The organism is Paenibacillus paridis (assembly GCF_006345825.1).
GTDB lineage: Bacteria > Bacillota > Bacilli > Paenibacillales > Paenibacillaceae > Pristimantibacillus > Pristimantibacillus paridis.
The window spans coordinates 2,190,245-2,206,632 of the sequence record NZ_VCIX01000092.1 but is presented as its reverse complement, the minus strand read 5'-3'; the positions used below and the strand labels follow the sequence as shown (position 1 = coordinate 2,206,632).

Below are 16,388 nucleotides of genomic sequence, written 5' to 3'. Positions count from 1 at the left end.
TGACGTTTCGTTTATTGTTTTGTGATTTTTTCATCATCTTGTTTGAGATACTTCGTTGTTATGCTCTTGTAGAGAACGAGATTTGTTGCATAAGGAGGCTATATTGATGTTAACTGTTCAAATTGTGCTTTTTGATGGATTCGATCTGTTGGATGCTATTGCGCCTTACGAGGTTTTCCACGCCGCTTCGATGTACGTCGAAGATACATTAAGCGTAGTGCTAGTTACCGCAGAAGGGCCAAGACATGTCACTAGCGGGATTAGCGGGTTGAAAATTGAAGCAACCGAGTATTTGAACCCGGCAGCGCCGGGCATTATTCTCGTGCCCGGAGCAGCTGGTGATGTTGATGGAGAAGGCGTTAATTCCATTCCTGCTATTTTGAGCAGAGCTATGAATTCACCGTTAACAGCCGTTTTAGAGCAGGCACTCGCACAAAAGGATGTCGTAGTTGCTACGGTATGCGGTGGTTCTCTCATTCTTGCAATGGGGGGATTGCTGGAAGGCCGACCGGCAGTGACAAACCATTTGGGAATGGATTTGCTCGGGGCAACTGGAGCTGTGCCTATTCGGGCGCGCGTGGTCGATGATGGAAATCTGGTTACGGGCGGCGGCGTAACATCTGGCCTTGATGTAGCCCTATACCTGGCGGAACGCGAGCTTGGCCCGCGTATTGCGCATGCGGTGGAACAGTTATTCGAATACGAACGAAGAGGTACGGTTTGGAGAGAAACAGGAATGGGGCTTGGCCACCCTAAAACAGGGAGCAGAAATCGTTTGGAGAATGCAGGAGACACGGCGGTGATACCGGAGAAAGGGCTGGAAAAACAAACGACTGCAGCATCTATGTTCGATGGGAATTGGGACACAACGATCGCAACCCCTGTTGGAAAACTTGAGGTCAAGCTTTCAATATCGACAAGAGAAGGTATAATCAAAGGCACGGCAATTCAAGGAGATGAGGCAGTAGATTGGATAAATCCCGTTCTAGAAAACAACAAGCTTGCCTGGTCGCTTCGAATTACGAAGCCGATGCGCTTAAATTTGAAATTTGAAGTTACCGTTGAGGGGGACCATATGAGCGGGATCGCCAAAGCAGGTATTTTGCCTGCTTCCAAATTAGTAGGAAATCGGACATCTTAATTTCGAATGGCTTAGTTGAGGCTTAAGTAAGGATGCGTGGAGGGACGAAGTTGGATCGTTTAAACCATCAGAAAGTATTATTCAATATTTTATCTGTTGTCAGCATTTTGATTATATTTTACGCTTTGGCGAAAAATTTTATGATTGATCCCGAAGCAGAGGGTTTTCTTAGCTATAAAACTGGACTCAAACGCGAACTCAATCTTCCGGTCTGGTTAAACGTAATGTATGTCCATGTCGGTTTTGCATGCCTTGCGATGGCGTCGGGTCTGCTTAACTTTTCCACTATAAACGTTCAAAATAGCCGTAAGCTCCATCGGATCAACGGCTACGTTTATGTCGTATCAGTCCTCCTTGTCGTACTGACTTCCGGATATATGGCACCTTACGCCACGGGAGGGAAAGTCAGCAGTATGGGGTTCAATTTACTAAATATAATATGGCCGATGATTACCATGATGGCGCTCGTTCAAATCAGAAAGAAACGTATGATTAGCCATTGGAATTGGATGATTCGAAGCTATGCTTTTTGTTTTACAAACATGCTGATTCATATGATCACTTTTATTAGTGAACGGATATTTGGTTTGGGTTACGCTGACAGCTATACCATTGGCATCTATGCTGCTCTTGCGTTGCTGTTGCTTATCCCTGAAGTCGTGATTCGAACCATCCACAAGTCTTGAGCCACCTTTCCAGGTGGTTTTTTTATGGCTAATTTAGCGCTTCGTTGGTGCCTTGTCACACAATAATGTCGAAAAATAAAAAAGAAGGGAGCCTTTCCATACGATCATCTGTATTTTTTGATATAATAAGAAGAATGAATATAGAACTGGTTAAACGAGGAGATCACATGAAAAGTTACGATTTTTTACCGATTATACTTGGTAGCGATGAAAATGCATATGGAAATGTAAGACTTATTAATGAAAAATACCAGATCAAGCCGCTGCTGCTATGCAGCCGGCTGTTAATCCCAACCATGAACAGCAAATTGTTTGATCTTATTCAAATCAATCAATTTGACCACGAGGATATATTTCCTGGCGCTCTGCTTTCCATATTGGAAAAACACAGCGCTCCGAACAGAAAACTTGTCGTCATTCCTTGCTCGGACTATTATGCGGGCATGTTGTCGCGGCATTATAGCAAATTCAATGGGCTGATCGCAAATCATTTTATTTCCGAGACTTTGCTTGATACATTTGATACAAAAGATAAATTTTATAAGCTATGCGAAAAACATGGACTGGATTATCCCAAAACGATTGTTTCCGAGCCGCATGAGCGCGAAATAGCGTTGGAGCAAATGGATTTTCAGTATCCCATCGTCGTAAAGCCCGAAAACAGCAATGCCTACGAATACTTGCATTGTCACTTTGAAGGCAAAAAGAAGGTATTTTTCTTCAACTCGAAGGATGAGTATTTAACGATGGTCAAAAGCATGAATGCTTCCGAATATAAAGGAAAGTTAATTATACAAGAGTTTATTCCTGGTGGCGACAGCTCGATGCGAGTCATTAATAGTTACTCCGACGACAACGGGAAAGTGAAAATGACATGTCTCGGCCAGCCGGTGCTTGAGGAATATGCGCCAAAAACACTTGGCAATTACGCTGCGATTATTAGTCGCTTTGATATGGATATTTATCAGAAGGTAAAAGCCTTTCTCGAAGAAATCGGTTATGTCGGTTTTTCCAATATCGATATGAAATATGACTGTAGAACCGGCAAGTACATGATGTTCGAAATCAATCCGCGGCTTGGCAGAAGCAGTTTTTTTGTTAGGGCAGCAGGACTTAACATGATTGCTGCTTTGATTGATACTGTTGTCTATGGCAAAGACGAAGATTGCGTTTACAGTGATAAAACCGCTCTTTGGACAAATGTGCCTAAAGTCGTATTAAGCAAATATGTAACGGAACAGGGATTATCCGATGAGATTAATAAATTGTACAAACAGAAAAAAGTGCTCAAATCCATTTGGTATAAAAAGGACTTGAACATCAAACGCGTGATTAGAGTCTCACGGTATTATTTCAGCCATATCAATAATTTCAAACGGTATTATTTTGATAAGGACACGATGTACTCACCGAATTAAGAGAATAGCTGCTTAAATGAAAGGCTCAATGGCCTAATGTGAAATGCACCCCTAACCATAGACATCGGAAATCCCATATGGGAAACCGATGGTACCGTAGGGGTGCATTTTTATGAGGAAAGGGCTTGCTATGCATAACGGCTATTTAGTTAGCTTTCATGAATGATTTGATGAACGACAGGCAGGTAGTGCTCCATCTTTTGTATTTGGTCGTTTAGAAGCATCGTAAAGCTGGATTCATTCCAGCCCTCTGAGCAGATCAAGGAAGAACGAAAGCGAAGTTCGCCATCCTCTTGATCCAATTCGAAGGCTCCATTCAACAAATCGTAATTCTCACCCATGAGTTGAAGGGAGATGCCTTGTCGCAATGGAGCGGGAATTTGTTCGGGAAAGACGGAGTAGAGCACGATAAGGTCTTCCTCGGGCTCGATTCGAATTAAGCCAATCCATGTTCCGCCGGCTGGGCTGCTATATCGAAGACGAATAATGCTGTCACTAAAATATTCATATTTTAGGCTGTTTGCTTGCAAGCAAGCTTCGATTTGTGTGGCTAAGTCAAGTTCGGCAGTTGATTTCACCTGATCTAACTGCTGTACATGGTTTATTAGGCTTTCGCTCCATGTGGTTTGAAAGCCTTGGCGAAGCATGCCGGATTGCCCGAACACAGGAGGTAGGCTGACAGATTGTTTGGCATCAAGCACATACCAATATTCTGACTTGGCAAGGTCAGCCATTTGCGTTCCGGATATCGCATCGGGCAGCAGCCCAGCAAGTATCGTTTCCACGTCACCGTTTCTAGCCGCAATTTGAAGGGTGATCGCTGGAGAAAGTATGGCGCGAACCTCGATGATATCTATTTCATTAAATCGAACTTGTGCAGTTATGGTATGAGGCAGCAGATTAAACCATTGCTGTTCAACCAGTTGTTTCATCAATTCAGCAGGGACTGTGAAGGTAATGATGCAGCTTGCTTCTTGTTCATGCTGGTATTTCAGACGTGTAATGGCAACGGTCACCGTTTCCCCATTCCAGGAAGAGAAGGGGATAGGAATATTCGTTTTGATACTTGAATGATCATCTATTTTAGTTATACTCATGGTTTCAATTAGCTCCTTTCATCTCCTGATACTAACGGCCTAGAATCCCGCCAGTGAATTGCTTTACGCCATCTTTCTTTTCTCTTCCGAATTCAGCGAGTCTTTTTGTCTTCTCTACCGAAAATTTAACGACTCCAGCATCCACCTCGAAGCTTTTGGTTTGACCAAGCTCCACGGCTAGTTTCCAGTCGCCTGCTACTCCAGCGCTATCCCATTCTTTTTCAAAATTCAATGTGAGTTCTGTAGTGGAGGAGCTTACAATCTTGTTCTCTATTTCTCCCGTATCAACATCGACTTCTTGAATTTGCTTAGCTAGTGAATTACCGATTCCATCAAATTGTGGAAGGAGGACCATAGCATCGCTGCCCACATCTATTTTAGTCCCCGTATCCCGAACATCTGTGTTGTGAGCTTCCGTTGCAGCAGGTGTATTATTATTTTTGTCTCGGGTAAGCGCATTGCTTATGTTCGTTAGCAAACCAAGAGCGGGTGTTCCTATTTTACTCATATAGGATACCCATTTAGCTGATTCTTCACCGTATTGGAATGGAATAGATGCACCTATCGATATCTCAAGGTCTAGTGGTTTTCCGCCAAAACGGGTATGAGAGCCTTCGGCCGAAAGGCTAAGGCTTCCAAAGCCCAAATCGAGCTCGACCTCACCGCTTGCCTCATAAACCTTCCTCTGTTCAAGTTTAGCCAAACTTTGTGCCTTTTCTTTTAATTGATCGATCTTCGTATTGTCTCCAAAACTGTCCAAGGTTTTTTCAATGATGGTTTCCTTATCAAAGTGGGTCAAATTCTTCTTGCCGGCACTGAGGGACACCCCAACGATACCTGCTTCAAATTCTGCAGAAAGTTTCTTGTATGTTCCGACATCAACAAAATTCTCGCCTTCCATATCCTGAGCTTCTATGGCGGATGCCCATAGCTCTGCTTCTTCTAATTCAGTTTTACCTGATTTGCCTCCTTGGCCCCAAATGCTTTCAGCTGCACTAGGTACAACACTATTCATTTGACGATACATGCCGTAGGAAATTAGATTCATGACAGAGGTTGAATTGCCGGCTTGCGCCTCAAGATAAAGGCCTAACTGAAAATTAGCATCCAAGCCAAGTGTTTTAACACCGACGCCAAAGCCAATCTGTGCGCTAACAGTCAAATTGCCATCGTCACGCTCAGCTTCAGCTCCAAAGCTAATAATGGCGTAACCGCCCGATTGGCCAAGCGGGATTTTTAACTCAAATTCAAAAGCTCCTGAATCTCCGTCGTTGGGTACTGCCAGATCAACGAAGCTGCCAATTTTCACGAGGCCGCTGTTCAGTGAATCGCTTTCTATTGCCAGCTTGATTGCTTTATCTGCTATTTTGTCATCTGTAACTTGTGTTCTCACATCTGTACTGAGATCCTTGGTAGGGGCGGGTTTTCCAAGCAGACTACCGCCCTTTACGATGGTGCGTGCTTCATTGACGGCCATGCTTTCAGTTTGTTTTAAAATTTCAAGCGCTTTCGTTTGAGCGCCGGTTAGTGCGGCTTTTCGTATTTTGTCCGTTTTCACTTGTTTGGCACTGGAGAGCTGCTTTGCAGCACTGTGAGCGGCTAGTTTTAATTTTTGCTTCGTTGGGTCGGCAGGAAGCGTTGATTGTACAATTTTCAATGCTTCTTTTTCCATAATCGAATTTACGGAACCCTTTGCCAAAGAATGAGCTTCCTTATTTGCAATCATGCCAGTATAGGCCTGGCTGATCTTGCTCTTGCTTTGCATCTCCTGATGGTTTGAGATTTCATTGGTAATATCATCATTGGCCTGGGCTCTAGCAGCATCCTTGAGTTTTTGCCGAAACGCATTGAGCTCATCGGAGCGTCTCCATTCCCCACGGCCTACGCCGAATTTTAAAAGTACTGCTAGCTTAATAGGCTCAAATAGTTTTTCGGAATAAAGGCTATCGATCTGTTGTTGGTCAACGTAAGCCGTTTCTTGCTCTTCAGGGGTTGATGTATTTGTTCTATCAGTAGGAGCAGTTTGCTGCGCACGCTGGGCTACCGCTTGGTTGCCGATGGATTGCTGCAGGCTAGCTGATGTGCTTGTATTCGTTGATACAGCAGTCGCAGGCACCTGTTGTTGAGTGGCCTTTGGTGCTGCCGCATTATCTTTTCCTTGTTCATTACTCGATTTGGATTTGGAAAAAAACATAACTGATCCTCCCGGCAGGAATGATATGCATCATTAGTCACAATAATAGTCTTTTCTATTATACATGAGGCGGAAATAGTTGTAAGTTTTTTGTTGCAAATCGTTGGATTATAGGCTTTTGTGACTAGATAAGAAGGAAAAGGTCGATTTTGGTAGAATTACTGTCTTAGGAATGTTTTATCAGGTTATTCGTTTTTACTTTTGTCTGAGGATGTTAGTCGATAGACTGACTTATAGGTGAATGTTATGGCACTGGGACGCAAGATGAAAAGTCCAGCACAAGCAAATCAATCTCGAGAAGCATTGAGGCAGCAGTCGTCAATAAAAGAACAACATCTAAGTGATGAGCAGCAAGGGACAAGGACGAGGGCGATGTCTTTGCAGCAGAGCTATGGCAATCAAGCAACTGGGAAAATGATACATGCCCTTCATGGCAAACAATCTTCAACCGAAGCATCCAAGGGTGTGAAAGCACCTTATGAGAGGCTAATCAAATGGCTGGAGGGAGAGGCTTATCAAGATCATCAGCAAGTATTGTGGAGACAGTTTGAAAAGCTATCTCCAGCACAGAGGCAAGCCGTATTGTTAGAGATGGCAGGCTCTATAGATCGATTAGAGTCTTTAATGAATGCTCCAATGAATTGGGAAGGTCTGCTTGCTGCTGCAACTAATGTTGAAGGAGTAAGACTAGAGCCTGATGAGCCCGAATTAGAGGGGACAGCGAATGAGTCAGGTGCACAGGCAACTGTGGGAAGCGTTGATGTAACAGGACTGCTCACACCGTATAAAGATATTGTGTTATGGCTTAATTATAAAGCGAATAAGCAAGGCAAGGCATTGTTGATGCGAAGATTCGAGATGCTGTCTATTCCCCAGAAGAAGATTGCCATTCATAAAATGGTGAATCGCCGTAAGCTTCTGTTTGCTGATTTTACGAAAACGATGTCGATAACGATACTTTTGAAAAAGTGGGTGGATTGGGGAAAAATGCTTTCTGCGCTGAATGAAGCTGAGAAGGTCAACCTGGACACTGCCGATGAGCTGTCTGTAGAGCATTACCTGGATCATGAAAAGAATGAATTAGAGCAGGAAGAAGAGTTGGAGCTTGAGGAAGAGGGAGATTTCTTCGCTTCTGGGTTGGAGCTGCTGGGCCGAGGCGAGGAGAAGCAAGTGAATGACGAAAATGATCTGAAGAAAATGCTGGATGATCACGAACAGTTAAATTGGCTATTGTTCGGAATCAAGGCTATGCCTAGCGGGAAGCCCAAAGAGAAATCGGTGACAGCGGTTGGAACGCCCGAGCTTATTGTGGACCGCTTTTTGAAAGTTGATTTGACGCTTCCACCTAAGGCTCGTGAGGAAGCTCGTAAGCGGCAGCTTAAAGATAATGGCTATTACTCCACAAGGCAATGCTACGTCTACTTACTAACGATTATTGTTTCACTTATTTTTGAACGGGGAGTTACAAAAAAAGAGAGAGCATTCATTCAATTAATGGAGAAACTGGGCTTAACGGCCCAAAAGCCTACACCAACTAAAGATATGATCGCACATCAATTACGCTCCTCTCAATAATTGACTACAAGGTGGAACTGCGAGTGCTGACAGGTATACAATCATTATTTCAATTAAGATACGAAGACAGGCGGAAGGTTTGGGTCATGGGAACCGTGTTTTTTCTTGCCGGTATTTCCGAGATGATCAATTACACTTCATTTATGGCTATTTTTAATAGTCGCATTGGTACGCAGTATTTACCCATGATGTATTTAATAGAAGCGATTCTTCTCCCTTTGGAGGGATGGCTTCTTTCGTTTTTTTCGCAGCGAATAGCTAAACCGAAATTTATGCTGGGGCTATATAGTTTTTTTATTTCAATAGGGCTGCTTAATGGGATTGTTCTGCTTGTTTTTCGTTATGCAGGAATTCAGTGGATTGGATTTTATATCCTATTGTTTTTAGCCTCGAATTTTGTCGTACGGCAGCAAACCTTGCTGATGTGGAGTACGGCCTTTGATTTATGCCCTACACAACAGGCGAAGCGGGTCATGCCAATCTTCGTTTTGGCGGCTATTGTTGGCGGTATTATTGCGGGCGTTATATCGAGCACGCTAGCGCCGCTGCTTGGGCCAGAACTTCTTTATATGCTTGCAGCCGTTTTGTTGCTGTTGGGTTTGCCCAATTTTTGGCGCTCGATTAAACAGTATTTGTTGCCGTTGACGTTTAACAAAAGCGGTGAAAATGAAGTGAAGGAGACGGTCTCCTCCTTGTATTACTTGAAGCAAACGCTTCGATCGCCTTTTTTGTTAACTGTCATTGGGATTATGACCTTAATGCCAGCCGTGTACTTCCTAATCGAATATCAATATTTCACATCAGCGCAGGAGGTATTTACTACGGAGTCAGAATTAACTTCCTTCTATGGTTTGATGGTTATTGTTTTATTCTGTGCGGCACTTCTCTTGCAGCTATTTGCAACAAGGCTAATGGACTGGTTAGGCGCGAGCAATACGATCTTCGCTATTACGATTATTTTTTTGGGCTGTTTTTTGTTCGTTAGCTTTCTCGTAAGCAGCGAGATGGCTCTCGTTGCCGTTTCGATCGGTTACAGTCTGATTTATTTGCTGCTCTATTATTTTGCGGAACCAAGCTATCAATTTTTCTTCAAAATGCTGCCGATTCAGCATCGTGACGGCTTTCGTTATACCGCGCAGGGGATTGCCGCCTCCGCAGGGATTTTACTGGGATCTCTGGTTTCTATGCTGCACTCCGAAGCCGGCATTTCCTTGACATGGCAAGCCGTGATTGGAACCTGTCTAGCAGTGGCGCTTGTTATGTTAGCATGGGGTGCTCGACATTTGTATATTAAAGAGCTCGTACGTTTTTTGGAAGTCAGTACGGATGCCGCAAAGGATTTTTTGAGTGAATTTCTAGAATCCATGAAGCATGAGCGGGTAAGGCGTACTCTTATGGAACAATTAAAGCAATCGGATGAGACTGTTCAGCGGTTTACGCTTGAGCTTCTGTCGAGCCAGCCTGACCCTGTGTTTAGCAAGTCATTATGGGAGTATGTCATGCTGCATAAGGATGAGCGGCGTGCGCTCGGGATAGCTGCTATCCATCCGGATGGATGGCGGGAATTGGCTTCGGAAACGATGGAAGAGCTGCTGCAGGATCATGATGAGAACGTACGGGCGATTGCTTACCGTCAGTTATTTGCAACAAACAGTGAGGTAGCATCAAGCATAGAGAATCGAGTGGAAGCAGCGCGTACAGATGAGAGCATGCTTGTGAAAGCAGAAGCATGGAGAAGCATGGAGGAAAGCTCCGTATTGCTTGATGATTTGCGTAGAATGCTGGGAGAAGGGATGGAATCGGCGGTACTTGCTTCCCAGATTATCGGAGAACGCAAGCTGCATAGCTTGTATTTCGATGTCATGATGTGCCTGCTGTCACAGACAACAATCGTTAAGCTTAATGCGGTAAGCGCGATGGGGAAAATGGGCGGCAGCGAGGTTGTTTCCAGCTTGATGGAGCTGCTTGTTGGTGCTGACAAGGAGCTTCGGCTAGCGATTGAGGAAGCATTAATCGAAGGTGGAGCTGACGGAATGCCTGAACTGGTTCGGTTTATTTCCTCGCCTAATGATGAAATTTGGCGTACGGCGGTTTCGGTAGCGAATGCCATTGGCTCGGATCAAGAGATTAGGGAAATCGTGGTGCCCTCTTGTATACAAAGGCTTCAAGCTTTATCCGCAAGTCATGCGGTAACTGCACGAATTGAGGCGATGAACAAGCCAGAATGGACAGGCTTGGCAAAAGCAAGGGTTGAGGAAATGACGGGTTATATACTGGATACGATATGGACGATTATGATTCGTTTTGGCGATGAGCGTTCAATCCCGCAGCTGCGACGTGCTGTAGAGGATCCCGATGAAGAAATCCGCGACCATGGCTTGGAAATACTGTCGGAGGGCTTGGGAAATTCAAAGCTGGATTCGACGCTGCTTGCGTTTTATCGTGAACGAGCTTATACAGAGGGGAAAAGTTCCCGAAAGCAAAGCACGGAGAGCTTTGAGGGGGAAGTAACGGACCCCTGGCTTCAAGCATTAGCAGTCAAATCGGGAGCAGCGGAAGGCGGAGTGCTGTTAATGAATAATTGGGAATATTTAAGCGCCTTGGATAAAATTGTGTTCTTGAAGCAGGTTTCATTGTTCCAAGAGATTTCCATTGAAGAATTAGGAAGAGTAGCAAGCATTGCACACGAAAAAACATATCACGATGGCGAATTTTTAATCAAGCAGGGCGAGGCGAGTCAAGCGATTATTATTATTATTGAAGGCCATGTGGAAGTCAGCGGCAAAAATGAAGACGGTACAGAAGGCACGATCGGGGTTTTAGGTTCTAAGCAAACGATTGGCGAAGCGGGACTATTCGATGACCTTCCTTCACTCGTATCGGCAGAAGTGCTGTTCGATCAGGCAAGAGTGCTAGAAATTGAAGGAGCCGAAGCCGCGCGATTAGTACGTTTGTATCCAGATATCGGAATCGGTCTGCTGCGTTCCATCAGTCAGCGATTAAGGGCGCTCGAGCATATGCTGCTTAAGCTCGGATAGGAGTTGTAATGAGCATGAGGGGACATTTTGCCACCGTTTCATCAGACTTGCTGAACTGGGAGCAATTAAGGCAGCATATCGCTTTATTTTGCAATGAGCAGCAAATTTCACAGGAAGTCATGCTGCAGCTGCAGCTTGTTTGCGAAGAATGGTTTACAAATATAATTACTCATGGCTATCAGAAGCTTTCAAAGGAAAAGCAGACTTCGTCGGAAATTCACTTTCAAATCACTTATAGCAGAGCTGATAAAGAGATTTTGATCTATTTTATTGATTATGCGCCAGCCTTTGATCCATTGCAGCAGGAAATGCCTAATGTAGCTCTGTCTGCTGAAGAGCGAGAGATTGGCGGTTTAGGCATTTATTTGATAAAAGAGCTTATGGACTGCTGCACGTATCAAAGAATTGATGAAAGTAATCATTTGAAGATTTATAAAAAAATTAGCGAATAGAACCCAAAGGGAAGGTGTGGAGCGTTAATGTTGATTAATGTCGAGCAGCAGAATGAAATCAGTATCATCAGCCTGTCAGGTAGATTGGATGGAGCGTCGATGGGGGAGGTTGAACAACGCTTTCTGGAGCTGCTTGGGCAGGGAATGAAGCAATTCGTATTTGATATGAACGAGCTGGAGTATATTAGCAGTGCCGGTCTTAGAGTGATGCTGCTTGCTGTTAAAAAAACGAGAGCGATTGCCGGTAAAATTGCACTATGCAATTTGAATGCGAATGTGCAGGAAGTATTTCAAATCTCTGGTTTCTCAACAATCTTTGAGATCTTTCCTGAGCGAGAAGAAGCATTGCAATTCTTTCGAGCATAGTCTTATTGCTGCAAGAGGAGTGGTTCCGTGTTTATCATCATAGCGTTCGGTTTGCTAGGCGCTGCATTAAGTTATGCTCTGGCTGTTATTTGGAAGTTGAACCTGGAGCGGAGTAGGACAACTACCTTGTTGGATATTGGTTTGCGTTTGAGCTCGACCATCAAGCGTAAGGAGCTGCTTGAGATTATTATGGCAACAACGGCCCGTACACTTCGCGCTGAAGGCTCATCCATTATTTTAGTCGATGAAAAAACGAAAGAATTATATTTTGAGGTAGCGACGGGAGAGAAGAATGAAGAGGTTAAGCAGATTCGACTGAAAGCGGGGGAAGGCATTGCTGGATTGGTTGCATCCACCGGTGAATCCGTCCTCATTGCCGATGTTAGCAAAGATACGCGTTGGTCGAATCGAGTATCAGCCAAAGTGAAAATCCCAACACGCAATATGATCTGTGTACCTGTACGATCCAATGGTAAAACGTTAGGCGTGCTGCAGGTAATCAATAAAAAGGGAAAACGAGCATTTAACGGACAAGATCTTCGTCTGTTAGAGCTGATCTCTTCACCGGCGGCGATTGCGCTTGAAAATATGCTTCTTTATGAAGCACTGCTTGAATCGATGGAAAATTTACGTATAACGACTGCAGCGAAAGAACGTATGGAAAGCGAAATGAAAATTGCGAAGGAAATACAGTACAGCTTTCTCCCTGGTGAAAGGCTAAGGACCGAGGAAATCGATTTAAATGCATGCCTCATTCCGGCACGCGAGGTCGGCGGGGATTTCTATCATTTTATTCAGCTGGATGAGGATCGATTGCTCGTTTGCTTAGGCGATGTTTCGGATAAGGGAATGCCAGCGGCGTTGTTTATGTCTGGATTAATGATTTGGATTAAGGCCAAAGCAAGCGGGCATCATTCTCCTGCCGCCATTATCGGGCAAATCAATCGAGAGATAAGTAATGAGGATTCAACGATGTTTGCTACCATTTTCCTTGCTATACTGAATACAAAAACAGGAAAGATGATCTATTGTGACGGTGGACATTGTACGCCTTATGTACTATCTGGGAATCAGATTAGTGAATTGCATGGCGTGAAGAGCTTGCCGATTGGTATTTTTGCAGATACGGAGTATACAGATTGTGAGATTCAGCTTCATTCGGGTGATTCGATAGTACTGTATACTGATGGAATAACGGAAGCAGAAAATGCAAACGGGGAATGGTTTGGAACCGAACGGTTGCGCCAAGCTTTGCAGCACGCAACGGACAAATCTCCTGCGATTATTACGGAGATATTGCGTCAAGAAGTGCTTAAATTCTCTAATCATTTCGCACAATCTGACGATATTGCCATGATGGCAATTAAATACTTAGCACATAACGACAATATTAGCTAAAAATATACAAAAAAGGTTGCGAAACTCGTGGCATCATGTGAAAATAAAAGATGAAACATTTAAATGATGAATTAAGAAGTGGGGTGTGATGATCCCGAAGAACCAGATGAGGAGAAGTGGGATTCAATAAGATGAATAATATACTTCATTTGACCTCAATGGTTGATGCATATGAGCATCCCAAGGACTATTTACTAGACGAGCTTATCATTCTCGATGTCCTTCTGGAGTATGAGATGCAGCGCATGCTTGCTACAGAGGAAGAAGCCGTATCGGTAGATGCTTTTCGAGGCATGTACTTTAGCGTGTCGGAGGCTAAAGCTTTACTGGACAAGGATGAACCCTTCTTACAGCTAACATCTGAACAGGATCTGCTCCTGCATCAGCTTAAGACACGTGTTGCTGCAAGATTGCAGAAGAGCAGACTAGAGCAGGCTTCACTGCCAATCGAACTGCTGAAAACCGGTTTTCGACTGAATGAGCTTGATATTCGGTTGCTGATCGTTGCCATTGCTCCACATGTCAATCGTAAGTATTTGAAGCTATATGCCTATTTGCAGGATGATATGACCAGTCAGCATTTGACGCTGGATCTGATGCTTCGATTATGCTGTACGACGTTAGCTGAACGTAAATATGCCTATGAGATCATGACAAGCCCAAATAGCCATATGAAGGGCTTCTTCACTTCTTACACCAATCTAAATGATTTGAAACACTTCTCGTTACTAATGGAGCCCATTCGCCTCGAACCGCGGTTGATTAATTTCTTATTGGGCATTGAATGGCGTTATGATGGAGCGTTAGCTTCGCTTAAGCATTACTCGTGTGCCAATCATAAAGAGCTGCCTTCCTTGCTTATCAATGAAGATATCCATACGCATATGCAGAAGTATATAGCAGATAGAGATTCTCGTATGACGTCTATACTATGGGTACTTCAAGGACCAACAGGAAGCGGAAAAACGTTTCATGCGAGACATATTTCAAAAATATTGAAACGCTCCCTTTTGGAATTTGATCTTTCTCATGCTCCGGAGCAACAAGAAGCATTTAGACAGGTCATCGATCAGGTATTGCTGGAAGCTGCGCTCATCGATGCGATTCCAGCCTTTGACCGAATACATACACTACAGTCAACTCAGGGCCTTACGACAGGAAATGATAGGCGAAAGCAATGGTTGTTTGAAAGGCTGCTAGACTGGACCGGCATCGTCTTTCTATTTAGCGAGGAGCCAGTGAAGTCGTCAATCAGAATGCCAGATAAGACATGGGTGAATATCGTTATCCCGTTGCCCGATCTTGAACAAAGCCAGAAATTATGGGAGCAGTTAACGCAGAAGTCATGGTTAGTTACTGCAAATGAGATTAGTCAGCTGGCAGGGAAGTTCAGATTCACCCCAGGTCAAATGATCACTACCGTTGAAGAAGCCCGAAAGCTGGAAAAATGGGAAGATTCAGCGGCATTCAGGCCTCAGACGGCTGGTAATCCTTCCAAGCTGCTGCACCAATCCGCATATCAATTAACAAATCATCAACTGCAAAACAAAGCGGCAAAGGTAGAGTCGAAATTTAGGTGGGAGGATCTGATTCTTCCGAATGATACGCTGCAACTATTGCGGCAAGCATGTAACCGGATCAAGCATCGCCATACCGTCATGCATCATTGGGGCTTCGACCGAGTGTTGCCTTACGGCAGAGGCATTAGCATGATGTTTACAGGACCGCCCGGAACAGGCAAGACGATGTCTGCCTTAGTGATGGCAAAGGAAATGGAAGCCGAGCTGTATCGGGTTGATCTGTCTAGAGTCGTAAGCAAGTACATTGGCGAGACGGAGAAAAATTTGAGCGAAATTTTTGATCAAGCGAAGTTAAGCGGTGCCATTTTGTTTTTCGATGAAGCGGACGCCCTCTTTGGCAAACGATCTGAGGTTAAGGATGCTCATGATAAATATGCCAATATGGAAACTTCGTTTTTGCTTCAGAAGATGGAAGAATACGACGGGCTAACGATACTGGCTACTAACTTTGCACAGAATCTGGATGATGCTTTTACTAGAAGGATTCAATTTATAATCAAGTATCCATTTCCAAGTGCGGAGCAGAGGGAGCAGCTATGGCGTTCAGCGATTCCACCGCAAGTGCCATCTGAGGAGATTGATTATGCCTTCCTGTCGCAAACCTTTGAGCTGGCTGGCGGATCGATTAAGAACGTTATCTTGACTGCAGCCTATCTTGCCGTTAGTGAAGGAACGTCGTTAGCCATGAAGCATATGATCGAAAGCGTTATACAAGAGTATAAGAAAACAGGTAAATTGCTGCTCAAGGACCGTTTAGGTCCATACGCCGAGTATTGGAAGGGGTAGGAAGAGTGGCAGACTATTCTGTTGTTACTGATATAGGGTTGTCTCTGGTTAAGGTGCTCCGTGAGGAACTGGTTCCTGAATTAATCGCTCATGCTGATGGGGTAGGGCTTGCTCACCCCGGCGACAAGGGCGATATGAATCTGAGCCTTTATTTATATGAAATTAAAGAGAATACAGATTTTAGAAGCAATGACTTGATTGATCAAGGCGACCGGATGAGATATCCTCCTATCGCATTAGATCTATCTTATCTCATTACGGCACATTCTGCTTCTGACGTTCTGACTCGAGCCATAGACGAGCAGCGAATCATGGGTAAAATGATGCAGGTGCTTCATGATCATAACATTCTTAAAGGGGAGGATTTGGTAGGCTCACTGGCAGGCACGAATGGCGCTTACCGAATCGTAAAGGAAGAAATACCGCTGGAAACAGCGATAAGCTTGTTTCCAAGCCTCCCTTATAAGTTATCGCTCAGCTATAAGATAGGTCCTGTTTATTTGGATTCGACAAGGACGAAGAGCGTCTCTAGAGTTCGCGAACGTCATCTGAAGGTAGAGCAAAGCTAGTGATCTTTATTGCTGCGGTCGAATCATAAGCGTTGAGTCGACCTTGCAAAACTTTAAATTCTGAAAGGAGGAACCGATTTTCTGGATC

Annotated in this window: 12 protein-coding genes; 10 read left to right on the top strand and 2 right to left on the bottom strand. The window is 44.2% G+C overall.

Annotated features, from left to right (window positions below; genetic code table 11):
• Positions 1–106 precede the first annotated feature (106 nt).
• The 3 genes from FJQ58_RS31625 to FJQ58_RS31615 all read left to right on the top strand — a co-directional run bounded on the left by FJQ58_RS31625 (position 107) and on the right by FJQ58_RS31615 (position 3,245).
• Positions 107–1,141, top strand: coding sequence for a DJ-1/PfpI family protein (locus tag FJQ58_RS31625; protein WP_139999776.1), 1,035 nt, complete (start codon positions 107–109; stop codon positions 1,139–1,141).
• Between the two features lie 50 nt (positions 1,142–1,191).
• On the top strand, positions 1,192–1,827 hold the full coding sequence (locus FJQ58_RS31620; RefSeq protein WP_238404414.1) for a DUF2306 domain-containing protein: 636 nt from the start codon (positions 1,192–1,194) through the stop codon (positions 1,825–1,827).
• Positions 1,828–1,994: 167 nt separating this feature from the next.
• Entirely contained in the window at positions 1,995–3,245 is a 1,251-nt protein-coding gene (locus FJQ58_RS31615) for a carboxylate--amine ligase (RefSeq protein ID WP_162341903.1), read from the top strand.
• Positions 3,246–3,394: 149 nt separating this feature from the next.
• On the opposite strand, the gene FJQ58_RS31610 is transcribed toward FJQ58_RS31615, so the two are convergent.
• Positions 3,395–4,342: a type III secretion system chaperone family protein gene (locus FJQ58_RS31610; RefSeq protein ID WP_139999770.1), complete on the bottom strand. Its 948-nt coding sequence runs from the start codon at positions 4,340–4,342 to the stop codon at positions 3,395–3,397.
• Positions 4,343–4,373: 31 nt separating this feature from the next.
• Positions 4,374–6,536, bottom strand: coding sequence for a hypothetical protein (locus FJQ58_RS31605; protein WP_139999768.1), 2,163 nt, complete (start codon positions 6,534–6,536; stop codon positions 4,374–4,376).
• A gap of 372 nt (positions 6,537–6,908) precedes the next feature.
• On the opposite strand from FJQ58_RS31605, the gene FJQ58_RS31600 reads away from it, so the two are divergent.
• The 7 genes from FJQ58_RS31600 to FJQ58_RS31570 all read left to right on the top strand — a co-directional run bounded on the left by FJQ58_RS31600 (position 6,909) and on the right by FJQ58_RS31570 (position 16,300).
• Positions 6,909–8,111 (top strand): hypothetical protein, encoded by a 1,203-nt coding sequence (locus tag FJQ58_RS31600; protein WP_139999766.1) that lies wholly within the window; start codon positions 6,909–6,911, stop codon positions 8,109–8,111.
• A gap of 86 nt (positions 8,112–8,197) precedes the next feature.
• Entirely contained in the window at positions 8,198–11,149 is a 2,952-nt protein-coding gene (locus FJQ58_RS31595; RefSeq protein WP_139999764.1) for a cyclic nucleotide-binding domain-containing protein, read from the top strand.
• Between the two features lie 14 nt (positions 11,150–11,163).
• Positions 11,164–11,601: an ATP-binding protein gene (locus tag FJQ58_RS31590; protein WP_162341901.1), complete on the top strand. Its 438-nt coding sequence runs from the start codon at positions 11,164–11,166 to the stop codon at positions 11,599–11,601.
• A 27-nt stretch (positions 11,602–11,628) separates the two neighbouring features.
• Entirely contained in the window at positions 11,629–11,967 is a 339-nt protein-coding gene (locus FJQ58_RS31585; RefSeq protein ID WP_139999760.1) for an STAS domain-containing protein, read from the top strand.
• Between the two features lie 27 nt (positions 11,968–11,994).
• Positions 11,995–13,365: a PP2C family protein-serine/threonine phosphatase gene (locus FJQ58_RS31580; RefSeq protein ID WP_139999758.1), complete on the top strand. Its 1,371-nt coding sequence runs from the start codon at positions 11,995–11,997 to the stop codon at positions 13,363–13,365.
• 131 nt (positions 13,366–13,496) lie between these two features.
• Positions 13,497–15,731 carry an ATP-binding protein gene (locus FJQ58_RS31575; RefSeq protein ID WP_139999756.1) on the top strand — a complete coding sequence of 745 codons (2,235 nt, stop codon included), beginning with the start codon at positions 13,497–13,499 and terminating at the stop codon, positions 15,729–15,731.
• 5 nt (positions 15,732–15,736) lie between these two features.
• Positions 15,737–16,300 carry a Pvc16 family protein gene (locus FJQ58_RS31570; protein WP_139999754.1) on the top strand — a complete coding sequence of 188 codons (564 nt, stop codon included), beginning with the start codon at positions 15,737–15,739 and terminating at the stop codon, positions 16,298–16,300.
• Positions 16,301–16,388 lie beyond the last annotated feature (88 nt).